Source organism: Nocardia sp. NPDC006982 (assembly GCF_042869435.1).
Lineage (GTDB): Bacteria > Actinomycetota > Actinomycetes > Mycobacteriales > Mycobacteriaceae > Nocardia.
Window position 1 is genome coordinate 128,473 of sequence record NZ_JBIAFV010000007.1, and the last position, 24,036, is coordinate 152,508.

Annotated in this window: 19 protein-coding genes; 8 read left to right on the forward strand and 11 right to left on the reverse strand. The window is 65.8% G+C overall.

What is annotated here, in order from left to right; genetic code table 11:
• The first annotated feature begins 114 nt into the window (after positions 1-114).
• Positions 115-1,050, forward strand: a complete 936-nt coding sequence (locus ACFYOW_RS27630; protein WP_387292663.1) for an expansin EXLX1 family cellulose-binding protein — start codon at positions 115-117, stop codon at positions 1,048-1,050.
• 137 nt (positions 1,051-1,187) lie between these two features.
• Here ACFYOW_RS27630 and ACFYOW_RS27635 read toward each other — a convergent pair whose 3' ends face one another.
• Complete coding sequence (locus ACFYOW_RS27635) at positions 1,188-2,879, reverse strand: FAD-binding dehydrogenase (RefSeq protein ID WP_387292665.1); 1,692 nt, start codon at positions 2,877-2,879, stop codon at positions 1,188-1,190.
• On the reverse strand, positions 2,876-3,517 hold the full coding sequence (locus ACFYOW_RS27640; RefSeq protein WP_387292667.1) for a TetR/AcrR family transcriptional regulator: 642 nt from the start codon (positions 3,515-3,517) through the stop codon (positions 2,876-2,878). The genes ACFYOW_RS27635 and ACFYOW_RS27640 overlap by 4 nt, the downstream gene beginning before the upstream one ends.
• 159 nt (positions 3,518-3,676) lie before the next feature.
• Between ACFYOW_RS27640 and ACFYOW_RS27645 the strand changes: the two genes are divergently transcribed.
• From ACFYOW_RS27645 to ACFYOW_RS27665, 5 genes are all read left to right on the forward strand, one after another.
• Positions 3,677-4,726, forward strand: a complete 1,050-nt coding sequence (locus ACFYOW_RS27645) for a zinc-binding alcohol dehydrogenase family protein (protein ID WP_387292669.1) — start codon at positions 3,677-3,679, stop codon at positions 4,724-4,726.
• Between the two features lie 183 nt (positions 4,727-4,909).
• On the forward strand, positions 4,910-5,569 hold the full coding sequence (locus ACFYOW_RS27650; RefSeq protein WP_387292671.1) for a cutinase family protein: 660 nt from the start codon (positions 4,910-4,912) through the stop codon (positions 5,567-5,569).
• A gap of 99 nt (positions 5,570-5,668) precedes the next feature.
• On the forward strand, positions 5,669-7,369 hold the full coding sequence (locus ACFYOW_RS27655; RefSeq protein ID WP_387292673.1) for a bifunctional metallophosphatase/5'-nucleotidase: 1,701 nt from the start codon (positions 5,669-5,671) through the stop codon (positions 7,367-7,369).
• 305 nt (positions 7,370-7,674) lie between these two features.
• Positions 7,675-9,705 carry an SDR family oxidoreductase gene (locus ACFYOW_RS27660; protein WP_387292675.1) on the forward strand — a complete coding sequence of 677 codons (2,031 nt, stop codon included), beginning with the start codon at positions 7,675-7,677 and terminating at the stop codon, positions 9,703-9,705.
• A gap of 205 nt (positions 9,706-9,910) precedes the next feature.
• The gene (locus ACFYOW_RS27665; protein WP_387292677.1) at positions 9,911-10,642 is read left to right on the forward strand and encodes a GAF and ANTAR domain-containing protein; all 732 of its coding nucleotides are present in this window, start codon (positions 9,911-9,913) and stop codon (positions 10,640-10,642) included.
• 1 nt (position 10,643) lies between these two features.
• Here ACFYOW_RS27665 and ACFYOW_RS27670 read toward each other — a convergent pair whose 3' ends face one another.
• Positions 10,644-11,405: a GAF and ANTAR domain-containing protein gene (locus ACFYOW_RS27670; protein ID WP_387292678.1), complete on the reverse strand. Its 762-nt coding sequence runs from the start codon at positions 11,403-11,405 to the stop codon at positions 10,644-10,646.
• 328 nt (positions 11,406-11,733) lie between these two features.
• Here ACFYOW_RS27670 and ACFYOW_RS27675 point away from each other — a divergent pair, with 328 nt between their 5' ends.
• Together ACFYOW_RS27675 and ACFYOW_RS27680 are read left to right on the forward strand one after the other, a co-directional pair.
• Positions 11,734-12,453, forward strand: coding sequence for a GAF and ANTAR domain-containing protein (locus ACFYOW_RS27675; RefSeq protein ID WP_387292680.1), 720 nt, complete (start codon positions 11,734-11,736; stop codon positions 12,451-12,453).
• Positions 12,454-12,783: 330 nt separating this feature from the next.
• Positions 12,784-13,314 carry a sigma-70 family RNA polymerase sigma factor gene (locus ACFYOW_RS27680; RefSeq protein ID WP_387292682.1) on the forward strand — a complete coding sequence of 177 codons (531 nt, stop codon included), beginning with the start codon at positions 12,784-12,786 and terminating at the stop codon, positions 13,312-13,314.
• A 141-nt stretch (positions 13,315-13,455) separates the two neighbouring features.
• Here ACFYOW_RS27680 and ACFYOW_RS27685 read toward each other — a convergent pair whose 3' ends face one another.
• The 8 genes from ACFYOW_RS27685 to ACFYOW_RS27720 all read right to left on the reverse strand — a co-directional run bounded on the left by ACFYOW_RS27685 (position 13,456) and on the right by ACFYOW_RS27720 (position 23,968).
• On the reverse strand, positions 13,456-14,592 hold the full coding sequence (locus ACFYOW_RS27685) for a glycosyltransferase (protein ID WP_387292684.1): 1,137 nt from the start codon (positions 14,590-14,592) through the stop codon (positions 13,456-13,458).
• Positions 14,589-15,977, reverse strand: a complete 1,389-nt coding sequence (locus tag ACFYOW_RS27690; protein WP_387292686.1) for a glutamate-1-semialdehyde 2,1-aminomutase — start codon at positions 15,975-15,977, stop codon at positions 14,589-14,591. The genes ACFYOW_RS27685 and ACFYOW_RS27690 overlap by 4 nt, the downstream gene beginning before the upstream one ends.
• A gap of 122 nt (positions 15,978-16,099) precedes the next feature.
• Positions 16,100-17,422 carry a GNAT family N-acetyltransferase gene (locus ACFYOW_RS27695; protein WP_387292688.1) on the reverse strand — a complete coding sequence of 441 codons (1,323 nt, stop codon included), beginning with the start codon at positions 17,420-17,422 and terminating at the stop codon, positions 16,100-16,102.
• Positions 17,423-17,424: 2 nt separating this feature from the next.
• Positions 17,425-18,780 carry a glycosyl hydrolase family 28-related protein gene (locus tag ACFYOW_RS27700; RefSeq protein WP_387292690.1) on the reverse strand — a complete coding sequence of 452 codons (1,356 nt, stop codon included), beginning with the start codon at positions 18,778-18,780 and terminating at the stop codon, positions 17,425-17,427.
• Entirely contained in the window at positions 18,777-20,096 is a 1,320-nt protein-coding gene (locus ACFYOW_RS27705; RefSeq protein WP_387292693.1) for a Wzz/FepE/Etk N-terminal domain-containing protein, read from the reverse strand. Before ACFYOW_RS27705 ends, ACFYOW_RS27700 begins: the two co-directional genes overlap by 4 nt.
• Positions 20,087-21,469 (reverse strand): hypothetical protein, encoded by a 1,383-nt coding sequence (locus tag ACFYOW_RS27710; RefSeq protein ID WP_387292695.1) that lies wholly within the window; start codon positions 21,467-21,469, stop codon positions 20,087-20,089. The genes ACFYOW_RS27705 and ACFYOW_RS27710 overlap by 10 nt, the downstream gene beginning before the upstream one ends.
• Before the next feature lie 76 nt (positions 21,470-21,545).
• Positions 21,546-22,559: a glycosyltransferase gene (locus tag ACFYOW_RS27715; RefSeq protein ID WP_387292697.1), complete on the reverse strand. Its 1,014-nt coding sequence runs from the start codon at positions 22,557-22,559 to the stop codon at positions 21,546-21,548.
• On the reverse strand, positions 22,556-23,968 hold the full coding sequence (locus tag ACFYOW_RS27720) for a lipopolysaccharide biosynthesis protein (protein WP_387292699.1): 1,413 nt from the start codon (positions 23,966-23,968) through the stop codon (positions 22,556-22,558). The genes ACFYOW_RS27715 and ACFYOW_RS27720 overlap by 4 nt, the downstream gene beginning before the upstream one ends.
• Between the last annotated feature and the right edge of the window lie 68 nt (positions 23,969-24,036).

The window sequence follows — 24,036 nt, forward strand, 5'->3', positions numbered from 1 at the left end:
GCCGTGAGATTGCCGACATGTGCATGTTTCACTACGGAGATTTTTCGTTCGAGTCATGCGATGGGGGTCGGCCTGCTTTCCTGATGGAGTCAGGATGGAGAGTCCGCGAGTTGGGTGAGCCGGAAGTCGGGGACAGCGGTGCACCGAATACCGATCCAACAGCAGCATTTCCGCTCCCGGTGGTTGTGGTGGTCCGCCGGCGTACTACTGACCGCGGTCGCGGTCACGATCTGGGCCGCCGGAACCGAGCCGCGCTCGTCGTGCGAGGCGACACATTCGGTGCCGGACACCGGGACCGATACCTCGCGAATCATGGTGGCGGGCAGTAGCACCGGAGTCGCCAACTGGCATACGGTGGACGCGCCGCCGTCCACACGCCCGGGCGAGGCACGGTACTACGCGTTCGGCCCCGGAATCGCGTGTTCGTTCACCGGACTGCCGACGAGCGGCTTCTATGTGGGCGTCTCCACCCGGGAGTACGGGCACGCCGATCTGTGCGGTGCGTATCTCGATGTGCACGGCCCGCGCGGCGAGGTCCGAGTGCTCATTGCCGACCGCTGCCCGGGATGTGCTCCGGGACAATTGGATTTGAGCACCGCGGCCTTCGAACAGATCGCGGATCGATCCGACGGTGTCGCGCAGATCCGCTATTCGCTGGTCCGCGATCCGCTTCCCGCGCCCGAGCTGATCTACGAGCTGAAGCCGGACTCCTCGGCCTCCTGGCTGGCAATGCTGGTCACCGGATCGGGAAATCCCATCCAGCGGGTGGCATTACGGTCCGCAATGAGCGGGCCGTGGCAGGAGCTCAATCGCGGCATGGACAACTACTGGACGATCAGCGGCGCCGGGTCGGGACCGTTCTCGGCGCAGGTGACCGATGTCCACGGTCACCAGGCAGAAATCACCGGAATTTCCCTGGAACAGGGCCAGCGGTACACCGGCATGAGCCTCTACACCGAGCCTGTCCCGGAACCGCCACCCGCGCCGACACCGGAGCTCGCGGCCACGAAGCCGCCGTCCAGTGTCGCCGCGACGGGCTGTGCGACCTAGCAGTGTGCCCAGATAGCTTCTGCTCGGGCCCTGGGTTCCGTCGAACGTAGTCGAATGGTGGTCGCCCACGCCGAATTCGACCGCCATATCACTACGCTCGGCGAGCTGCCGGAGGCGGATACCGCAGCAAGCGAGCACTAGCTCAGTTTGGTTGCGAGGGCTCGTCCGGCGGCACGGCCGGAGAAAATGCAGCCACCGAGGAAGGTGCCCTCCAGCGCGTTGTAGCCGTGCACACCGCCGCCGCCGAATCCGGCGACCTCGCCCGCGGCATACAGTCCCGGCAGCGATGTGCCGTCCGGCCGCATCACCTGCGAATCCAGATTGGTCTGCAGTCCGCCGAGGGTCTTGCGGGTCAAGATATTGAGCCGCACCGCGATCAGCGGCCCGCTGGCCGGATCGAGGATGCGATGCGGTTTGGCCACGCGGCCCGCCTTATCGCCGAAGTACTGGCGCGCATTGTTGATCGCCATCAGCTGCGCGTCCTTGGAGTACTTATTGGCGACATCACGATCGCGGGCGACGATCTGCTGTTCCAACTCGTCGAAGTCCAACTGCGGGCCGCGCGCGATCTTGTTCATACCGTCGACCAACTCGCGCAAGGTGTTCGCGACCACGAAGTCGACCCCGTGCTGTTTGAACGCCTCGACCGGACCGGGCGCACCCTTGGCCACCCGGCTCTTGAGGGTGAGCTTGAGATCCTTACCGGTGATATCCGGATTCTGCTCCGAGCCCGATAGCGCGAACTCCTTCTCGATGATCGACTGGGTGAGCACGAACCATGAGTAGTCGTAGCCGGTGGCCAGGATCTCCTTCATGGTCGAATTGGTGTCGAAGCCCGGGAAACACGGTGCGGGCAAACGCTTTCCATTGGCGTCGAACCACAGCGAGGACGGACCGGGGATGATCCGGATGGCGTGATCGGGCCAGATCGGATTCCAGTTGTTGATGCCCTCGGTGTAGTGCCACATGCGATCGCGATTGACGATGGCGCCGCCCGCGGTCTCGGAGATGCCGAGCATCCGCCCGTCCACATGTGCGGGCACACCGGAGATCATGGTCTCCGGCGCCGGACCGAGCCGTTCGGTGGGCCAGTTGCGGCGGATCAGCTCGTGATTGTGGCCGATACCGCCGGAGGTCACGATCACCGCCTTGGCACGGAATTCGAAGTCGCCGACCACATTTCGTGACGAAGCCCGACCGCGTTCCAGATCGGTCTGCTCGAGCACACTGCCGCGCACGCCGACCACCGCACCGTCCTCGACGATCAACTCGTCGACCTGATGCCGGAAACTGAAGCCGACCAGTCCGCGGCGCTCACCTTCGAGCACCGGCTCCTGGAATACCCGCACCACCTCGGGGCCGGTACCCCAGGTGAGGTGGAAGCGCGGCACCGAATTGCCGTGCCCATCGGCGAAGGCGCCACCGCGCTCGGCCCAACCGACCAGCGGCGTCACCCGTAAACCCAATTCGTGCAGATAGTCCCGCTTCTCGGTGGTCGCGAAGCGCACATAGGCCCGCGCCCATTGGCGGGCCCAGTAGTCCTGGTCCTCGCGGTCGAAACCCGCCGAACCGAACCAATCCTGCAGTGCCAGTTCGTAGGAGTCCTTGATGCCGAGGCGGCGCTGCTCCGGACTGTCCACGAAGAAGAGTCCGCCGAGCGACCAGAAGGCCTGGCCGCCGAGGTTGTTGCGATTCTCCTGGTCCAGCACATGCACCTTGCGGCCGGCCTTGACCAGTTCGTGGGTCGCCACGAGCCCGGCCAGGCCCGCACCGACGACGATGACATCTGCCTCTTGCGTGAATTCGGGACTCGGGTCGGTCATGGTCATCCTTCGGTTTCGGTGCTGTAGGCCAGCACGAGGTGGCAGAAAAGATCGGTGCGCCGCATGCGCACTTTGCGGCTGCGGGGTTCCATCAGCACCTGAACGGCGGTGCCGTCGTGCACCGCGACCAGGGCCTGTCCGAGCGCGACGGGATCGGGCACGGTCCGGCCGACGCGGCCCAGTGCGGCGACGATCGTCGGCGTCAGTGCCGCGACGATCGCCTCCTCGCGTCCGGCCATCACCTGCCGCAGGCCGGGTGTGCGCAGCGCGTGCGAGGTGAATTCGGCGGTGATGCGGAACCAGTCCTCATCGATCGGCACGGCGCGGTCCAAGCGTTCGACCGCGGCGCGGATATCGGCGACGCCGTCGACCGAGAAGCCGTCGAGGGTCGCGCGGATACCGGCGATCATGGCGGCCGATCGCTGCTCCCACATGGCAAGAAACAACTCGTCGAGCGAGGTGAAGTTGGAGTAGAAGGCGCCACGGGTGAACCCGGCCCGTTCGCAGACGCGCTCCACCGAGGCGCGGCCGAAGCCCTCCTCGGCGAAGACCTGATACGCGGCGGTGAGCAGGCGTTTACGTGTTTCGGTGCGCCGGCGGGTCACCCGGCGCACCGGGGTATCGGCATCGGTGGTCGAGGCCAATGTGCACCTCCTCGGGCATCCGGTCCATTCGATACAGCAATGTATTCAATACAGAAATGTATCAGAAGGACGACTCGCCTTCGGCGGAACGGGTGAACCAGCGCAGTCGGCAGGGATAATCCGAAGAGACCGTTCCCCTGTCGGTGAGGAGTGATCGGTATGGATGCGAGTGCGGCGACCCCGGGTGTGACCGGCTGGCGGGTGCGACGGCCGGGACCGATCGATGGCGGACCGCTCGACTTCGTTCGCGAAGCGGTGCCCGAACCCGCGGCCGGTGAACTCCTCGTGCGGGTACTGGCCTGCGGGGTCTGTCGCACCGACCTGCATGTCGCCGAGGGTGATCTGCCGGTGCGTCGGCCCGGTGTGGTGCCCGGGCACGAGGTGGTGGGGGAGGTGGTGGCGCGGGTACCGGGATCCGCTGGGGCACTGGGCTCTTCGGCTCCCGAATTCGCGGTGGGTGATCGCGTCGGCATTGCCTGGTTGCGCCACACCTGCGGCAGCTGCCGATATTGCCTGCGCGGCGCGGAGAATCTCTGCCCGAATTCGGAGTACACGGGCTGGGATGCGGACGGCGGCTATGCCGAATATGCCACTGTCCCAGCGGCTTACGCCCACCGGCTGCCCGACGGATACAGCGATAGGGAAACCGCACCGCTGCTGTGTGCCGGGATCATCGGCTATCGGGCGCTGCAGCGCGCCGATCTGCCGAGGGGTGGACGGCTCGGTATCTATGGCTTCGGCGGAAGCGCGCATATCGCCGCACAGGTCGCGATGGCGCGCGGCGCCGAGGTGCATGTGATGACCAGGGATCCGGCCGCGCGCGAGTTGGCCGCCGACCTCGGCGCGGCCTCGGTACAGGGTGCGGCGGATCGGCCTCCGGTGCAATTGGATTCGGCGATCTTGTTTGCGCCGATCGGCGAGTTGGTGCTGCCCGCTATGGAAGCACTCGATCGCGGGGGCATCCTTGCCATCGCGGGCATCCATCTCAGCGACATCCCGGCGCTGAACTATCAGCGGCATCTGTTCCAGGAGCGCGAGATTCGCTCGGTGACTGCCAATACTCGTGCCGACGCGCGCGAATTCCTCGCGCTGGCGGGCGAACACCGTATATATGTGACCACAACGGGGTATTCCCTCGGTACGGCAGATCGAGCCCTCGCGGATCTCGCACACGGACGTTTCACTGGCGCAGCGGTTCTCATCCCATAGGCGCCCGAATCATCGTGCGCGGGAACGGATTCCAGGACACGATTCAGCGCTGAACCGGTCTCGCTTCAGCTGAGTTGCTTGACGCAACTCTCTATCGTTCTTACCTTCGCGGATATAGCCGGGTGACACTTGTCGCTGACAAGCGTCACTCGGCTTCTCACAACGGCGTGAGAGGTGATCACGATGGAAATCCGGAAGGTAAGAATCTTCGAGAAGTGGCGGCTGGCACCGGTATTCGCTGTGCTGTTGCTCGTCGCGACGGCGGGGGTGGTGACCGGCATCGCCGCGCAGGCGCGGGCGGACTGTGCAGCGGTCGATGTGGTCGTCGCCAGAGGCACCGGGGAACCCGGGTGGCTCGGCGCCGTCGTCGGCGACCCGCTGTATGACACACTGCTCCAAGCACTTCCGGTGAGCAGCAGCGCTTACCGGGTGGACTATCCCGCGGACCTGCTCGACCCCACGTCGCTCAGCCGCGGTACCCAGGACATGACCGACCACGTCATTCGGCAGTCGCAAATGTGCCCGGATCAGCAGTTCATCCTGGTCGGCTACTCGCAGGGCGCGGCCGTCGTGCACGGTGTTGTCGGCACCGGCATCGTGACCGCGCTGCCCGGGATCTACGTGCTTCCCGGCGATCTCGAATGGAAGGTCTCCGCGGTTCTGCTGTTCGGTGATCCCCTCCGCCTGATCGGTTGGGGTGTCCCCGGCAACTACGCCTGGAAGACCGCCGATTACTGCACCGGTGGTGATCCGATCTGCGGTGGCGGCTTGGACCCGAGCCAGCACACGAACTACGGCTGGGCGTTCTGGCCGGCCGCGGATTTCGCGGCGGGCCGGGTGTAACCGGGAAATCCGCGCGGCGGGGTCGAGCATCGATCCCGCCGTCGGTGTGTTCGCACGAGATTCATGCCGATGGCACCCGGGCGTGGGACAGTCTGAAGTATGAGAGCGCATCGTCGCATCGGCATGATCATTGCGGGACTCGTGAGCATCGTCCTGGTGGCGGGGTGCGGTACCGCATCCGACAGCGGTCACCCGACCACCTCGACGGCGCCGGGGGTGATCCCGCTCATCTCGACCGACGATCTGCGCGGCGCGCAGTCGGACGAGATACATCTGTTCGGGCTCAACGATTTCCACGGCAATCTGCAACCGCCGACGGGTTCGACCGGCAAGATCGCCGGGCACGACGCGGGCGGTGCCGCCTACCTCGCGACCCATCTTGCCCGGTTGAAGAAGGCATATCCGGCCAGTGCCGTGGTGTCGGCAGGGGACAATATCGGCGCGAGCCCGCTGGTCTCCGGACTCTTCCACGACGAGCCGACCATCACCTTTCTGAATTCCATCGGACTGGCCGCCTCGTCGGTGGGCAATCACGAATTCGACAGCGGCGTCGTCGAATTGGCGCGACTGCAGCAGGGCGGATGCGCGCTGGCCGGATGCTCGCCCGGCGCGCCGTTCACCGGAGCGAAGTTTCCCTTTCTGGCCGCCAATGTCACCGGTGCGGACGGTAAGCTGCCGCCCACGCTGCGGCCGTGGACGATGCTCGAGGTCGGCGGACACAAGATCGGTGTCATCGGTACGGTGACGCCCGAGACGGCGAGTATCGTTCTGCCGGAAGGCATTCGGGGCTACACCTTCGGCGACGAGGTCGCGGCGATCAATCGCTATGTCCCCGAGGTGAAGTCGGCCGGCGCGCAAACGGTGGTCGCGCTGGTGCACGACGGTGGTGTGCAGAAGACAGCTCAGAATGCGCCGGTCGACTACAACGGTTGTGCGAATATCTCCCCCGAGGTCACCGCATTGGCAACCGGTGTCGATCCCGCGGTGCGGGTGTTGTTCACCGGACATTCGCATCAGCCGTATGTCTGCACCATCGACGGCAAGGTGGTCACCCAGGCCGCCTCCTACGGTCGGCTGATCACCGATGTCACTCTGCGCTTCGGCGCCGACGGTGTGCAGGCATCGGCGGTCAACCGGGTGGTGACCCGAGAGGTCACTCCGGACGCGGCCACCACCTCGCTGATCGACTTCTATGCCGAGCAGGCCAAACCGCGCGCGGAGCGGCCGGTCGGCGTCGCGCCGGCGTCGCTGCCGCACGAACCGGCGGGCTCCGGCGAATCGCCGCTCGGCGATGTCATCGCCGACTCGATGCTCTCGGTCACCGCGGCCGAACCCGCGGCGGCGGTCGCGGCCTTCATGAATCCGGGCGGTGTACGCACCGATCTGAAGTCCGGTCAGATCAGCTACGGCGATATCTACAGCGTGCAGCCGTTCGGCAATCAGGTCGTCACCGTCACCATGACGGGCAGTCAGATCCTGCGTCTGCTCGAACAGCAATGGAGCAACGGCAAGGCGACCGTGCTATCGCCCGCCGGGCTCACCTACACCTATGTCGAGTCGAGCCCGAAGGGCAGCAAGGTCGTCGCCGACAGCGTGCGCATCGGCGGCCAACCTCTCAATCCGGTCGCCACCTACCGCATCACCACCAACAGCTTCCTGGCTTCGGGCGGCGACGGTTTCACGGTCTTCACCGAGAGCACCGACAAGACTGTCGGGCCCATCGATCTTGATGCTTTCGAGACCTATCTGAACGGCCGCCCCCCGCTGGAATCGCCACCCGCCCGCGCCGGGAAGCGCTGAGCCGGTGGGCAAACGCGGTGTCCCGATTAAGGTTTCGCGTTCGGGCATTATCTGAAAACTGTTGTAACACACAATATTAGCGACGCCCATTGGTGACCATTCACACATCGCCCTTGGCCGTCGTTCGCTTGCTCGAGGCTAGCTGCGCCGATTAAAGTTACCCACCAGTAGGGCAACGGTGTTCCTGCATTGGCTCAGCAAACTGTCGGCTGGAAGCCGAAATCAATGATGTCCGCATTCACTGCTGCATGCCGGGCGCGCATGTGTGACAACTCAATTCGAGTGCGACAGCAGGAGGAAATGCGATGACGACTTTCATCGTGACGGGCGGAACCGGATTCTTGGGCCGGCGGGTGGTTCAGGAACTGCTGGCGGCCGATTCCGAAGCCATTGTGCATGTGCTGGTTCGCACCGCGTCGGTAGCGAAATTCGGTGAACTCACCGCGGGCTGGACGGGTGGCGAGCGCGCATTTCCGATGCTCGGCGATCTGACCGCCGAAGGTCTCGGTTTGATCGAGGACGCGCCCAAGGCCGACCACGTGATCCACCTCGGCGCGGTCTACGACATGACCGCCGACGAGGAGACCGCGCACGCGGCCAATGTCGCGGGCACGCGTTCGGTGCTGGAGCTGGCCCGCGAATTGGGCGCGGTGCTGCATCACGTCTCCTCGGTGGCCGTGGCCGGTGACCACAAGGGCAAATTCTTCGAGGAGGATTTCGACCTCGGCCAGCAGCTGACCTCGCCGTACCACCGGACCAAATTCGCTGCGGAGAAGCTGGTCCGCGAATCCGAGGGGGTGCGCTGGCGGGTGTATCGGCCGGCGATCGTGGTCGGCGATTCGCGCACCGGTGAGATGGACAAGATCGACGGTCCCTACTACTTCTTCCCGGCCATCTCGCGCCTCGGCGCACTGCCGGCCGAACTGCCGATGCTGCTGCCGGATCTGGGCGCGACCAATATCGTGCCGGTCGACTACGTGGCGGGCGCGATGGTCGAGTTGGTGCGCCGCAAGGGACTCGATGGACGCACATTCCACCTGGTCAACCCCGAGCCACAGCCGTTCGGTGAGATCTACGGTGCGCTCGCGGCCGCGGCGGGTGCGCCGACCGGAATCGGCACGGTGCCCGGCAGCGGGTTGGCGCTGAACGGGCTCTCCCACATCCCGGGTGTCGCGACCGTTCGCGATTTCCTTTTGGCGCAGTTGGGAATTCCGGCCGAGGTCGCACCGCACACCTCGTTCGCGGCGGAATTCGTCTCCGACTCCACGCGGGCACAGTTGCGCGGGACGGGGTTGGCGGTGCCGTCGTTCGACACCTACGCCGAGCGGCTGTGGCAGTACTGGGCCGAGAACCTGGACCCGAACCGGGGCCGGCCCGGCGACGGCGGTGATCCGCTCGACGGTCGCGTAGTCCTGATCACCGGGGCGTCCTCCGGTATCGGCCTGGCCACCGCCCATGCCGTCGCGCAGCGCGGTGCGACCGTGCTGATGGTGGCGCGCGGTGTGGACGATCTGCACGCCGCGGCGGAGTCGGTGCGGGCCGAAGGTGGTGTCGCCCATGCCTATCCGTGCGATATCACCGATTCCGACGGTGTGGACGATCTGGTCGCCGCGTTGCTCGCCGATCACGGTCATGTCGACTATCTGGTGAACAATGCGGGACGGTCGATCCGTCGCTCGGTGGTCAATTCCACCGACCGCATGCACGATTTCGAGCGGACCATGGCGGTCAATTACTTCGGTGCGGTGCGACTTATTCTCGCGCTGCTGCCGTCGATGCGGGCGCGGCGTTTCGGACATATCGTGAACATCTCCTCGATCGCCGTGCAGACCAAGGTGCCGCGCTTCGCCGCATATGTGGCGAGCAAATCCGCGCTGGACAACTTCAGCGAGATTGCTGCCGTCGAAAATCGGGATGCGGGAATCACCTTCACCTCCGTGCGCATGCCATTGGTGCGCACGCCGATGATCGCGCCGACCGATATCTATCGCTCGCTGCCGGTGCCCGATCCCGACCGCGCGGCCGAAATCGTGGTGCGCGCAATCGAGGATCGCCCGCACCGCATCGACACCCCGGTCGGCACCTTCGCTCAGGCGGTCGAACTGCTGATGCCGTCGGTCAAGCGGACGATCATGCACCAGGGGTTCCGCTGGTTCGGTGAATCACATGCGGCACAGGGGAAGCAGCAGACGGCGGCACCCGCCGCTGCCGACGACGCGGAGCAGGACTCCGGTCGCAATGCGCTGTCCTACCTTGCACCGGTGGTACTGCCGCTGATGGCACTGCCGAGCCCGGCCGCGCGAGTTACCCGCGTAATCCCCGGCCTACATTGGTGATAGATCCCATCATGGGCTGATTGTCCCCACGCGAACCGCCTGCCGCGGCGAGCGTGGGACGTTCGGCCCTGTTGTGGACGATCGGTGTTTCGTATTCTTGCGGTTCCGACCCGCCGTATTTCCTGCGCGTAGTTGCGGTCCGGTGCCGGGGTGGTGACGAATCCTGGAACAAGGGACCGTCGAACTCGTGGCAGGGAAGACGGTCGTGACAGTTCGTAGGAATGGTGTGGGGCAGTTCGATCAGTTGACCAATGAATTTTTCTCGGCCCTCGAGTTTCTGAAAAAGCTGTCGGCCGACGGCGGTGCGATGACCGCCCTGTGCGGCGCGTGTGTGCGGGTGCTGCCGGTGCAGCGTGCCGCGATCCTGATCCAGGAGCGCGATGCCGGGCTGCAGCCATGGGCCACCAGTGATTCGGTGGCGGCGCGGGTGGAGGCGGTGCAGGCCACCGCGGGGCAGGGGCCGGCCGTGGACGCCGCCGTCGCCGGTGTGCCGGTGCTGGTGGCCGATCTGGCCGAAACCGATGTGCGGTGGCCGGGTTTCGCCGATGAATTGAACCGCGTGGCGGTGGTCGCGGGGTCGATGGTCGCGGTGCCGTTACAGATGGGTGTGGTTCGCTTCGGCGTGCTCGATCTGTATCGGGCCGAACCGGGCAAACCGGAACCGTACGTGATTTCAGCGGGGCTGCATATCGCCGATCTGGTCATCGCGCAGCTGGTGGCCGGATCGGCGAAATCCGCGCACGCCGCCGCGCAATGGTGGGATCAGCCGCTGACAAGTCGCACGATCCACCAGGCGGCCGGTATCGTGCTCGCACAATTGGACATTCGCGCACCCGACGCTTATGCCCGGCTGCGCGCCTACGCCTTCGCGCACGGGCTGTCGCTGGCCGAGGTCGCGGCGCTGGTCGTAGACGACCGGCTGCGCTTCGATACCTGACTCAGTCCGCCGCGTCGGCACGCAGATCGATGCGTCCCTCGACAATGTCACCGGCGATATCGGAGAGCCGTCGTCCAGTGGCGCGGGCATGTCCGCGCATGACTTGGAACGCACGATCTATATCCCGGTCGCCGCGCTCGGCGAGTACCCCCTTGGCCTGCTCGATGGTGACGCGCGTGTTCAGCGCGGTCGGCAACTGCGCCTGGATCGTCGCGCCCTGCGCGAGCAACACGTGTTGTGCGATGCCGACGGCCGCGATATCCGCGAGGAGCTGCCCGGTGCGCAGATCCAGCTGTCCGAGCGCGGCGGCCGAGGTCGCAAGAATCGTCAGCGCACCGACGCTGGCGCGGTGCAGTCGCAGCGGTACGGCGTAGGCGGAGCGATATCCCGCGGCCGATGCCGCAGGTGCGAACTCCGGCCACCGATCCGCGTCGGCACGCAGATCGGGGACCGATGCCGCGGTCTTGTTCCGGTAGGCATGCAGGCTCGGCCCCTCGTGCTGTAACAAACCGAGCAGTCGGGCCGACTCGTTGGTAGAGGCAAGTACCTGTAGCTCACCGCGTTGGTCGGCTAGCAACAATCCGGCATCGCTCGCGCCGGTGACTTCGGTACAGGCTTCCAGTAGCTGCTGACATAGTTCGACAACGTCGAAATCGCTCGCCAGCGAGTCGACCGCGCGCACAAGTGACCGCAATAACTGGATCGAATCCGGCAGCGGCTCGGATGATCGGTCGTGTTGCCGATCGTCGAATGGGGGCGCCATTGCAGTCTCCCGGTCGCGGTGATTGCTACTCGCCGCAATGCGGCACATTTAACGGAGAGAATCCAGCGAAAATAAGCCTCACCGGGCACATCGTTGTGGCACGGTCAGGTCGACCCTGTCGTCCATCGTGGCATTCGGATAGTAGTCATGTCGACCACTGACCGATGGCCGGTCAACGGAATCCGATGAGTAGCTGGATAATTCAAAGGAGCATGGTGGTGTCGAAATTGTGGTGTGTTAGTTCGCTTAGCCATACCATGGAAACGTCAGCAAGTGCGGCGCGGGACTCGAGGGGACGACCGACTTTCGCACATATGGGGTGATTCGGGTGTCTGACAACAAGGTGCTGGTTGCCGCGGCAGCGCGACTAGCCGAACTGCTACCTGCGATCGGTGACACAGCCGAGATGGTGCGCCAGCTGATGAACAGCGCGATCGTGGCGCTCGATCTGGCCGGCTGCACCGTCATGCTGATGCCGGATGAGACGCTCACGCCCGACGAGCGCTCCCGGATGGCCGCCGCGGCTCCGGACCAACTGGTGGCCATGGAACTCTGTCAGCATCGCAGCGAACGCGGTCCCAGCGTGGACGCGTACCGGTCCGGCAAACCCATCGCGATCGACGATATCGGTCGACACAGCGAGCGCTGGCCGGAGTTCGCCGCCGAGGCGATCCGGCACGGGTTGTCGTCGCTGGCCGAGATTCCGATGCGGGTCGGTGAGACCACGGTCGGTGCGCTCGGCCTCTACGGCCCGAGCCCACGGATCTGGACCGACCAGGATCTCTCGGTGGGCGGACTGCTGGCGAGCATGGCGACGGGCCACATCGTCAATTCCAACCTGCTACGCCGCCAGCAGCGCCTGACCGCGCAGTTGCAGCACGCGCTGGATTCGCGGATCGTCATCGAACAGGCCAAAGGTGTGATCGCCAATGCCAGGCGGACCACGCCGGAGGTCGCGTTCGAACTGATCCGCGCACATGCTCGCAAGAATCGGGTCGCCGTGCATGCGGTGGCGAAAGGGATCGTCGAACTCGGCCTGCGCGTCTGAGTAAATCCACTACTGCGTGAAAGTGCATGATCATTTGCGCGCGGCGCGGTAATGTGAAAGTTGGACTATCGGCCCCAGTCCCCGGCCGATTCCGTTCTCAGCCAGTGCCGTCCATGCCCTCGACGGTCTGCTTCGACGCAGCTTCATACCTCGAAATCAACCTGCATGTCGCATCACTTGTTTGTCTTGGGGGCAATCGTGATCCTGCTCGTTTCATCTCGGTCCGAACGCAATTCACATCGGTCCGAACGACTTCCAACCACTCTGCGGTCGGTCGCTCGGCCGGTTCGTAATCGGATTGATATCGAATCCGACGGTGTCGATGCAGAATTGGTACACCGCATCGGCGACGGCGATCAAGAGGCCTTCGCCCAGTTCTACCGCCGCACTCACGGTCTGGTCTATCGCCGGGTGCTGGCGATCGTCCGTGACCGTGGGTATGCCGAAGAGACCTGTCACGACGTCTACCTCCAGGTATGGCGCTGTGCGATCGGGTTCGACGAGCGCCGCGGTTCCGTGCTCACCTGGTTGCGCATGCTGGCCCATCGCCAGGCCGTGGACCGGGTCCGGCACGAACGCGCCACCATGGACCACAATCACTCCTGGGGCAGCCGCGATTATCAACCCCCGACCGATGTGGTCGCCGAGGCGGCGGTGCGGCACGACGAAAGGGACGCCCTGCGTCGCAGCCTCACCCATCTGACCGCACTGCAGCACGAATCCATCGCGCTCGCGTACTACTCCGGACTCAGCTATCCCGAGGTGGCGGAGCGTCTCGGGGTCGGTCTCCCCACGGTCAAATCCCGGATCCGGGCGGGACTCGAGCACCTGAAGACCGACCTGTCCGAACCGCTCAACTAGCGCCGGGTCGGACTGCCCGTGCCGACGGTGACCGGCAGCGTCCGGCTGCAGCCGTCGTCGGTGCGGGCAGTGAGCCGGTGTTCCTGGCCTGGATCTAGGCATCCTTCGAGGCGGAAGTAGAGCGTCCGAGTGGTCGAGTGGTTATCCGGATCCGATTGTGTCGCTGACGATATCGGCGATGCTGGCGCGGAATGACTTGGGGGAGAAGGTCATCGCGTGGGCTCGGATGACTGTCGGATCGTAGGCGGTGGGATCGAAGTCGCGCATGGCCTGCGCCAGGCCCGCGATGACGTGATCGTCGCTGCCGTGTTCGACGAATTCGCCGGTTATTCCGGGGCGCACGGTATCGCGGGAACCGCCTTGATCGACCGCGAGAACCGGTGTGCCACAGGCCATTGCCTCGACGGGGACGATGCCGAAATCCTCGATGCCCGGCATGAGCAGGGCGCGGCAGCGGCGGTACATGTCCAGCAGGGTCTGGAAGGGTGTGGCGCCGAGGAAGGTGGTTTCGGGACCCGCGATCGCGTCGAGGTGGGGGCGGAAGCGGCCGTCGCCGAGGACGACCAGTCGCACACCCGCGCGCTGGGCGGCGCGAATGGCCAGGTCGGGGCGCTTATAGGGGACCAGGCGGCCGGCGGCGAGAAAGAAGTCTTCGCGGGGCACGGTCGGGTCGGGGGTGAAATCGTCGACCTGCACCGGGGGATTGACCACGGTCGAGGGCAACCGCCACCAGTCGCGGATGCGATCGGCCACCGCGTGCGAGTTGGCGATCACATGCGTGAGGTGTGGGGCGGCGCGCAGTTCGCCGTGACGGGCGAGTCGGCCGAGGGCGGTGAGTGCGAGTTGTCCGGCGCGGCCGCCCGCCTCCTGTGCGCGGAATTCCGGATCCCAGGCCCAGCGGGCCGGACTGTGCACGTACACGATGGTCGGTGCGCCCGTGGCGAATGCGGCCTGGGTGGCGAAGGCGTGATGACTGATGAGGACCGCGTCGAACCGTCCGCGCAAGGGCAGCTGTCGAAGGGCGCGTGGCGCGAACGGCAACAGCGGGGCGTGCGAGCGACGACCGGTGGCGGCGTATGCGCGGCTGAGCCAGGTGCCCTGCACCGTGGTCAGCGGCGGTCGGATGCCTGCCGGATCGACAATCGGCGCGAATACCTGTGCGGCGGGCCAGGTTTCGACGAATTCGCCGACCACCGCCTCGGATCCGCCGAATTCGGTGAACCGCTCGTGCACGATCGCGATTCGCGGCGATTCGGTCCCATTGTGCGACAGGTTCATTCGGCCACCGAGACGATGCGTCGGGGCTCGGCCCTGCGTCGAATGGCCGGAGCTACCGGGCGGCCCTCCAACAACCCGTAGACCGTCCCCTGCTCGATTGCCTTGCGGTACACGCTCGCCGCCTCATGGCACGCCGTAATGGTTCGGTCGATATCGGGTTCGGTATGTGCGGCCGAGGTTACAAAGGATTGACCGAGCACACCTCGGTCCAACAGCTCCTGCAGTAACAGCGTGCGGAACTCTTGGGATGGCCGGCCCTCGGGATCGCGGGTCACGAAGATCAGACAGGAAGGACGGCCCAGCACCTGCAAGTAGTCCGCGATACCGAGATCGGCGGCGATCGCGTTGACACCGTCGGCGAGCAATCGACCGGCGTGCTCCATCCGTGCGATCGGATCGCCGGTGGTGTATTCGTGCGCGACCGCCCGAAACGCCGCCAGCGAAGCCGATTCCGGCCCGTGCGTGGTGGACAGCAGGAACACCCGATCGCGGTCGGTACGCAACCCGCCGAGCTCCATGAACTCGCGCTTACCCGCCAGCGCCGAAATCGGGAAACCATTGCCCATCGCCTTGCCCCAGCACGACAGATCGGGTGTCACCTCGTAGATGGCCTGCGCCCCGCCCACCGACCACCGGAAACCGGTGATCATCTCGTCGAAGATGAGCAAGGTGCGATGCCGATCGCAGAGTTCGCGCACCCCTTCGAGAAAGCCGGGTGCGGGTTCGTTCAGTGCCGTCGCCGCCTCCATGACCACGGCCGCGACCGCGCCGGCATTCAGCACGGCGGCCAGCGACGGCAGGTCGTTGTACTGGAACTTCATCGTGCCCGCGACGGCCTCGGTGGGTATGCCGCTGGCCATCGGGGTGGTGCCGATGAACCAGTCGTCCACCGAGAAGAACGGTTGATCGCAGACCGCGATGACGGTGCGTCCGGTCGCGGCCCTGGCCAGCCGCACCGCGGCGGTGGTGGCGTCGGAGCCGTTCTTGGCGAATTTGACCATATCGGCACCCGGCACCAGCGACAGGAAGTCCTGTGCCGCAAGCAATTCCAGCTCGGTGGGTCGACTGAAGCTGACACCGTCGGCAATCGCCCTGGTCACAGCCTCGAGCACCGGGCGGTATGCGTGGCCGAGGGTGACCGAACGCAGGCCCATACCGTATTCGACATAGCAATTGCCGTCGGCATCCCAGACCTGACAGCCCTCGCCGCGAACCAGAATCGGCGCCATGAACTCCGGATACTGATCCGGCCCCCGGGCATAGGTGTGCGCACCGCCGGGTACCAGATCGTGCAGCCGCGCCTGGAGCTCGTTGCTGCGCGCGAAACGGTTGCGACGGGCCGCGGGGTTGTCGGGGTTGGTATGGCCGCGGTCAACGTGGTCCATGCTGAACTCCTGGGCAGAGATGATGCACGCGCACACAGGGCCCCCGGCACGAATCGGCTTGCGCGCGATAGGTTCTCCGGTTCACTGTACGTCCGGTGGGGCGCCGTGTCCGCGCAACTTCGTCACTGGGCGAGAGGGGTGGTTACCGCCCACAGGTCGTGATCGGCCCTGCGACCGATGGCGCCGACGAAGCAGCGCATGCGTCCCTCGCGGACCATGCCGACGCGCGCGGCGATTTCGGCCGCATGCACATCGCCGGGTTCGATGGCGGTCGCCACCCGGCACAGGCCGAGTGCGGTGAAGGCGTGGTCGAGTAGCAGGCGGGTGGCCGCCATCCGGACCTGCTCACCGCCGACAGCCGGATCAGTCCACACGAACATGCGCGCATTGCGATCGAACATGTCCAGATCGAACAATCGGCATTCGCCCGCGTAATCGCCGTTCACCTCGACCGCCAGCACCAGACCCCGTTCGGATCGTAATCCCGCACGAGCACAGAAGAATTCGCGTAGCCAGGCGATTCGTCCGTGCCGCCGTTCCCACGCGGCGGCCGGTGCGTTCGGCTCCGGATCGAGTGCGGCGCGGTTACGGATTCGCGCGGTCCGCCACCGGGTCCCGTCCAGCAGGTGCCGACTGCGCAGCACCACCCTCGGATCGTCCTGATCGGTGAGGCGGGCCGTGGGCGGTGAGCGCAGCGGATCGAATCGGTGCAGTGCCCGGCCCGCGCAGTACCGGGCAATGGCGGCCAGCACGGTGGTCCGGTTCAGCGGCATATCGGTATCGGCGTCCGGTCGGGCGGGCTGCGGCTTTTCCGGATGTTGGGTCGAGCGGCTCTCGATCCAGTGCCGCGCGAAGCCGTTCGGTGGGATCGCGGCTTTGGTGATCGCCCACAATTCGTGGTCGCACCGGGCCCCACCGACATCGAAATACCTGGTCATCATCGCTTCGCGTTGGAAACCGATGAGGGCGGCGCCGCGCGCGGTGGCGAGATTCGCCGGGGAGATCGGGGCGGTAATGCGTTGCAGACCTGCCGGTCCGAAACCGAAATCCAGCACCATGGACGAGGCCAGGCCGCCGATGCCGTGTCGCGCCACCTCGGCATCCACCCAGATCCCCATTTCGGCGGAGCCGGTGGCGGATTCGATGGAAACCAGTTCGATCTGGCCCGTGAGTCTGCCGTCGACCTCGATCACCAAGGACAGTCGGCGACCCGCCCGCGCCTCCGCACGCGCGCTGAGACATTCACGGACCCAGAGCTTTCCGGTATGTCGCGCGTCCCAGTCCAGCGGCGAACTCGACCAGAAGGGTTCGATATAGCGCTGATCGCGTAGCCGGATCCGCCGCCATTGCGCGTAGTCGTCGATCCGCGGCGGGCGCAGCACGACCGTCGCGCCGTGCAATGTCATGGGTCCGAGCCGGATTCCGGACAACGAACTGCTGGACATGCTCACTCCCGGGGTCGTTGGCGGCCGAGCGAGGTTGTTTTCACGGCACCATCGGTGCCGACCGATAGGCGCCAGTAGCCGCCCGCCGCGTCCTTGAGCACGATCCCGCTCTCCGCGCGGTCGGAAAGCCAAGCACCGCTGGACAATACGGCCGATCGCACGGTGCCGTCGGCGGCCTGCGCCTGGTAGATATCCGCATTGCCCTGCCCGGCCCGGCCGACCATGGTGCCGATGTACTGCGGCGCGTGCATGCCGTCGCGCCCCATGACATGCCACTTGTCCGGAAACATGCCGGGCGCGAAATCATCGGCGGCACCGGAGATCAGGTTGACCGCGGTGCCCTCCGGGCAGCCCGCCGCATCGATGCGCAACTCGATCGGCGGCCGGTCGGAGTCCTTGTCGAATTGCACATTGGCCAGATACGGCTGCCGACAGTAGACGAGGTCGAGCCCGACCGTGCGCGCGGCGACCTTGCAGTTGATCATGCCGAACTGGGCGGGTCCGCCGCGATCGCGCTGGCCCACCGACAGCGCGGTATCGGCGCCTTCGAACCAGACATTGGTCAGCCACCAGTCATTGGCCGCACCGTCGATGCTGATATGCCGATCGGTGGTGCGCGGATCCTCGTCGGAGACGAATTCCACATTGGTGAGCGATAGCCCCGCGTTGTGGTTGTTACCGGTGCCGAGCACCCCGATGTAGTTGCTGGTGAGTTTGGAGGAGGTCACGTAGTTCTGGATGCAGGAGGTGACGATGCCGAAGCCGAAGTTGTTGATATCACAGTTGACGAATGCCGTTCCGCCGGTGTTGTTTTCGAGGACCACGCCGCGCTGCTGCAGGAAGCGTGGATGGTTGTCGCTGAGGTGATTGCCACGGATCACCACTGCGTCGAAGGAGCAGCGGAACGATTCCGACAGCACCACCGCCGTCGCGCGCGGACCGGTCAGGAAGAATCCGATGCGAGAGAACCGCACCCGGTTGCGTTTGCGCAGTGTGATGAGCGTGATGTCGGCATCGCAGGTGACCAGCGTGACATCGCCGCCGTCGCCGAGAACCGTTGCGTAGTCGGGCAGATCGGGCCAGGAGGTCACTTTGTAATGGCCTGCGGGCAGATACAGCACGAGCGGCGCGTCTCCGACGGCTGCCGCCGACCGGATCGCCGCGGTGTCATCGGCGACGCCGTCCCCGACCGCACCGAAGTCGCGGACATTGCGCGCCGCCGGTGCGTCGGTGACATGCGGTGACCGGAATTCGACCCCGGGGGAGTCGGAGGAGGAGCATGCCGCCAAAGGTACCGCGGCGGCGGCGCCGAGGGATGCGGCCAGCAGTCGCCGTCGATGCACAGCCTCGAAATTCAAAGGCGCAGCCTCCCCACCAGCCGCTGTATACCCGTGCCGAGCTTGCTGTACGCTACCGCGCCGGTGAGCAGGTTGTCCCCGAATGTGGCCAGCGCGCCGCGGATTCGCGGTGCGGTGCTGGTGCCGAGTTCGACCACCGCGACAGTTTGCTCACACAGCGGGGCAACGGCGATCGCATCGGCGGCGTAGGCGACCGGTGCGGCCTGGATCACCACATGGTCGTAATCGGTGCGCAGTTTGGCGACCACGGCCGCGAACCGGTCGGAGGCGAGCAGGTCCGAGGTGTGCTCATCCAGCTCGCCCAGCGGCAGCACCGTCACCCCGGCCTGCGGCCAGCCGGTCAGTGCATCGGTGACCGGCAACGATCCGTGTAGGACACCGGCCAGTCCGGGCACCGCCCCGAGGACGATCTGCTGTGATCCGCCGTGACCGGAGGTGTCGGCGTCGATATAGACCACATGCCGGCCGGTATCGGCGAACGACTTGGCCAGTGCCATCGCGATTTCCGGCTCCGACCGCGCCGACAGACTCGACAGCAGCACCGTCGTCGCCTCGCCGTTGCGCTGCAAACGCGTTCGCAGCCTTCGGGTTTCCTCGACCGCACCCGGACGACCGAGATCGATGATGCCCAGGATCGGCACCGGCGCACCGGTGCGCGTCGATCCGGGAATCGGGCCGGCCAGCACCGCCTCCAGATCATTGGAGGTGCGCAGCTTGCGGTCGGTGCGATCGCGGACGAAGGCGGCCAGCCCGCCCAGCGCAAGTCCGGCCAGCACGCCGAGCGCGAGCAGCCGGGTCGATTGTGGACCGCTCGCTCCGGAAGGCAATTCGGCCCGGTCCACGACCTCGGCGCGAGCGGCGGGTGCGGCGTCCTTCTCGATGGATTCGAGTTCGGCGATCAACTGACGGAACTGTGCGACAACGGCATTGGCGATATCACGGGCGCGTTCGGGTGAGCTGTCCTTGATGGAGAAGACGATCAAGGTGGTGGCGGGTGGCGAGGCCGCGGTGATCTTGCCGCGCAGTTCGTCGACCGACATCTTCAGGCTGAGATCGTCGATGGTGCGCTTGGCGACATTGGCGCTGGTGGCCAAGTCGAGGTACGACCGTACGCGCTGCTGGGCGGCCAGTCCGCCCTGATACGAATCGTTGACCGAGGTTCCGGTCGCCATCGAAACGTAGACGCTGCTCGTGGCCACATAGTTCGTCGGTTGGCTGCGTGCGTAACCCACCGACGCGAGTAGGCACAGCACCAGCACACCGAGAATCAGCATCCAGCGACGACGCGCGATACGCCAGTAATCGATCAACCCCATTGTTCGGAACCTCTTTTCCCGATGACGAGCAAAGACTGTTGCGGTGGCGGCGATAGGACCCGCGGTTTCGCACGTCGGCGAAATTCCTCGACCGTCAAATAGATCAGCGTCGCGAGCACCGCGGCCTGCAGGAATTTGCCGAGTGCCTCCATGCTGCCGAGGATGCCGCGCTCGAACAGCGAGGAGGCTCCGGTCAGCGCGAGCGCGAGCACCACCATCGGGAAGTACCGGGAATACAGCGCTTTGGCCCAGGCCAGCAACAGCAAGAAGGTGAAACCGACGCTCACCACAATGCCGGTATGGCCGCCGATCACATAGCCCTCGTTGACATTTCCCTCGGCGAGTGACACCGAGACCCGTGTCATATCCACCGAGGCGCCGCGAACGTCGTCGGCCCATGCGGTACCCGACTGGAATTTCGGGGCACCGAGCAATTGGGTCGGAATCAGGCTCAACGCGGCGTGGCGGAACTCCTCGGCGGGTGTGAGCCAGTATCCGGTGCCGTGATAGTAGGAGTCGGTTGCGGCCTCGAGAAGATCGAAGCGCCGCAGGATGCTCAGGAACGGTCGCACCGAAGGCGGATATGCCGAACTGGTCATCGCTGCTTCGGCCTTGCCGGCCTCGGTGGTCTTGAACGACTGCAACCACCCGAATCCGCCGATGCCGAGCACCGCGATGGCCAGCACACCGACCACCTTGGCCTTGGTCCAGCCGAGTATCGCGAACCGGACCGCCACGGCCAGGGCGGCACCGAGGATCGGGGTCTTCGATTCGACGACCACGGTCCACATCAGTTCCCCGGCCAACAGCGCACCGATCAACAGCGCGGTGGTGCGCGGCTGGGCCGGTCGGATGAAGATGATCAGTCCGAGCGCCGCGACGGTCGCGAGAATGCTGACGAAGGCGAGAATCGGATTGGCGCTGTCGACATCACCGGCGTGGCCGGTGGATCCGGAGGCGTAGGAGGCGCCCCGCCCGAGCAGTCCGATGACGTAGATGGTGGCCAGGGCGGGCACGAAATCCGGATTGCCGGTCATCGCCGGCGGGCGGCGTACCGGATGGTGTCGCGACCAGATCGCATATCCCACAACGAGTATCGCGTATACCCACAAGCCGAAGACGACATGGTGCAGCACCAGTGCGATGCCGCGGTCGTAGCCGAGTACGGCCAGTCGCGGATCGGGCACATTGTCGCCGTAGTGCGGTTCGGGTTGCACTGCGAGCAGTACCAGCGGCCGGGCGAGGTAGGACAGCGACCAGAATGCCGCCTGCGCGATGATGAAAACCCGTGCGACGCTGGGCACCCATGCCGACGCAACCACCAAAGTGACCAGGGCGCAAGCGATTGCGATGATCTCGGAATAGGCGGTCATGACTGCGCCTCGCTGGCGCTCGGCTCCGTCATGCCCGCCTGGGCGGCTCTGTTGATTGTTCGCTCGCTGCGCTCGCTCATGACTGCGCCTCGAGTACGTCCATGATCTCGCGCGCTCGGTCGACGTACCGGTGCCCGCCGTCGGCGATCCGCCGATATCCGGCCTCGGCGATCGCATCCGCCTTCTCCGGATGCCGCGCGCACCAGTCCAGGATTTCACGCAGTTCGGCCTGATCGGTGAACAGGAAGCATTCGACGGTGTCGCGCAAGAGTTCCGCATGCTCGTCGGTGCGTTCGCCGACGAACAGCCCACCCGCGGCGGGCACTTCGAAGGTGCGACAGGTGTGGGTGTCACGGTTGTCGGAGTTGAGCAGCACCAGATTCGCGGTGATATCGGCGACCACGGCCGAATAGCGCGAACCGTAGACCGGGCCGCCCACCGTGGCGCGGGTGGTGCGCAATTCTGGAACCCGCCGCCAGCCCGGACCGCGCACCAGCATCCGGTCACCGTGCGCGCGAGCCAGCTCGACCAGATCGGCTCGGCGATCGGGGCGGCAGACGCCGATGAAGCCGACCAGGTAGCGCGGTGTCCGTCCGCGCGCGGCCGGATAATGCCACGCCGGATCGTAGGCGCTGCGGACGAAACCGACCGCCTTCGCGCCCCGGTCGAGGAGTTCGGGCACATTGTGCTGCTTGGTGGTGACGATCAGATCCCAATCGGGCTCGTGCGCAAGGTATTCCGGACTGATGTTCTCCGGATTGGCGACATCGTCGGGGCTGTAGTGCACATGCAGCCGCGCCGGGACGTCCAACAACCTGCGCTGGTCGAGGTGCACGGCTTTGAACGCGAAGACCAGATCGGGCTGGAACTGCGCTGCGGCACGGTCGATTTCGCCGTGCAGGTCGGTGACGGTCCACGGCGCACGCCTGCGCGCGAACTTGGCATAGACCCACGGCGGCGACAGTCGTTTCGGCAGGGTGACCGGGGTGGAGTCGACGACCACCACCTCGTAGCCCGCCTGCCGGAAGCCGTCCGCGAGCGAGCGCGCATTGCTGCCGACCCAGTCGTCCCCGATGAACAAGATCTTCACGCGGTGCCCTCCTCGCGCATCAGCACCACGGCGGGACTCGAGGCTACGGGCACCGTGCGTTCGCGCACGATCAATATGCGGACGCGCGCGAGATACCAGATAGCCGTACTGAATTCGACGAGCACACTGCCGTAGACGAGTGTCCAGACCGAATGAGTCCGAAAAGCAATGAACAGTGCGACGCCTGCGACACACGTGCCGAGGACCGCACCGATGAGCACACCGGTGGTGTCCTGCCGCACCGGCAGCAGCGCCGTGGTGACGAACGAGGTGATCGTGGTGGCGGGCAGCATGAGGATCTCGACCCGCAACAGCCCGACGGCTCCGGTGAATTCGTCACCGAAGACCAGGCGGATCAACAGTGGCGCGGCCAGCCAGACGGCCACGGCCGCCACGGTGGCGACAAAGATGCAGGCCGCCAGCGCCAGCAGGGCGTGCCGCCAGAATCGGTGATCGGTACTGCGCCTCGCCATGCGGGGCAGCAGCGCGAATCCGATGGGATCCAGGGTGGATTGGATCGCGCGCACGAGCCGGTCGCCCGCCGAGTACAGCCCGAGCGAAACCGTATCCAGCACAGCCGAATACACTGCGGCCGCGCCCTGGCCGTAGGATGTCACCAACACTCTCGACGTGAGAACCGGTGCGCCCGTTCGCAATACACTCTTGAATTGCCGAGGCCGCGCGGGCGGGCCGAAGGTGCGCAGCGAATCCCACCAGGTCAGCGCCACCGTGGGCACGGACGATAGCAGCAGGCACAGCAGTGCGAGCTGCGCGCTCGGCATCCGGGGGAGTAGCCCGACGAGCAGGATCAGATAGCCGACCCGGCCGACCGCCTGATAGGCGGTCGACGCTCCGAACCGGCCCTGCCCGATCAGCAGCCAATCCTCCGAGACCGACCAGAATCCGCCCGCGAACAGTCCCAACAGGATCATGTCCACCTGCACCGACGCACTCGCCGCCAGACAAAGCAGCAGGGCGAGCCCGATGACGCCCAGGGTGCTCGCGCGGATCGCCAGATAATCGCCGCGCAACTGATTGATCATCTGCAGCCGCACGCTTTCGCCATCGCGTTCGCGCGAATCGTGCACCCGCGCGGCCAGGAACGAGGTGATGCCGAGATCCACCAGCAGCGAGCCGATGAAATACGACGACATACCGATTGCCAACAGGCCCAGGCCGTGTGCGCCGAGCACGCGCGCGATCAGCGGAACCGTGACGATCGTGATGATGTACTGCCCGTACTTGCCGAAGGTGACGTAGCCGATATCGCGCAGTACCCCGCCGACGCCGTGGGATCGGTGCAGGCCGCCGCCGGGCGCGCCGCGCTCGTCCTTGCGATGGGCTCCGCCCGCGGCGGTCGGTGTCGGTGGTTCGGTGGGCTGGCCTGCGGCATGTTTGTGTTCAGACATGCGGAGTCCGTTCTCGCGGATTCTGGTGGCCCCCCGCGGCGGGAGCGACGGGCCCGGAGGCGGTAGCG

Excerpts from the sequence above, each read along its gene's own strand:
- ACFYOW_RS27720 (WP_387292699.1), bottom strand. The coding sequence starts at position 23,968 with ATGTCTGAACACAAACATGCCGCAGGCCAGCCCACCGAACCACCGACA.
- ACFYOW_RS27685 (WP_387292684.1), bottom strand. The coding sequence starts at position 14,592 with ATGAACCTGTCGCACAATGGGACCGAATCGCCGCGAATCGCGATCGTG.
- ACFYOW_RS27695 (WP_387292688.1), bottom strand. The coding sequence starts at position 17,422 with ATGTCCAGCAGTTCGTTGTCCGGAATCCGGCTCGGACCCATGACATTG.
- ACFYOW_RS27710 (WP_387292695.1), bottom strand. The coding sequence starts at position 21,469 with ATGACCGCCTATTCCGAGATCATCGCAATCGCTTGCGCCCTGGTCACT.
- ACFYOW_RS27645 (WP_387292669.1), top strand. The coding sequence starts at position 3,677 with ATGGATGCGAGTGCGGCGACCCCGGGTGTGACCGGCTGGCGGGTGCGA.
- ACFYOW_RS27690 (WP_387292686.1), bottom strand. The coding sequence starts at position 15,977 with ATGGACCACGTTGACCGCGGCCATACCAACCCCGACAACCCCGCGGCC.
- ACFYOW_RS27635 (WP_387292665.1), bottom strand. The coding sequence starts at position 2,879 with ATGACCATGACCGACCCGAGTCCCGAATTCACGCAAGAGGCAGATGTC.
- ACFYOW_RS27660 (WP_387292675.1), top strand. The coding sequence starts at position 7,675 with ATGACGACTTTCATCGTGACGGGCGGAACCGGATTCTTGGGCCGGCGG.
- ACFYOW_RS27670 (WP_387292678.1), bottom strand. The coding sequence starts at position 11,405 with ATGGCGCCCCCATTCGACGATCGGCAACACGACCGATCATCCGAGCCG.
- ACFYOW_RS27705 (WP_387292693.1), bottom strand. The coding sequence starts at position 20,096 with ATGGGGTTGATCGATTACTGGCGTATCGCGCGTCGTCGCTGGATGCTG.
- ACFYOW_RS27655 (WP_387292673.1), top strand. The coding sequence starts at position 5,669 with ATGAGAGCGCATCGTCGCATCGGCATGATCATTGCGGGACTCGTGAGC.
- ACFYOW_RS27650 (WP_387292671.1), top strand. The coding sequence starts at position 4,910 with ATGGAAATCCGGAAGGTAAGAATCTTCGAGAAGTGGCGGCTGGCACCG.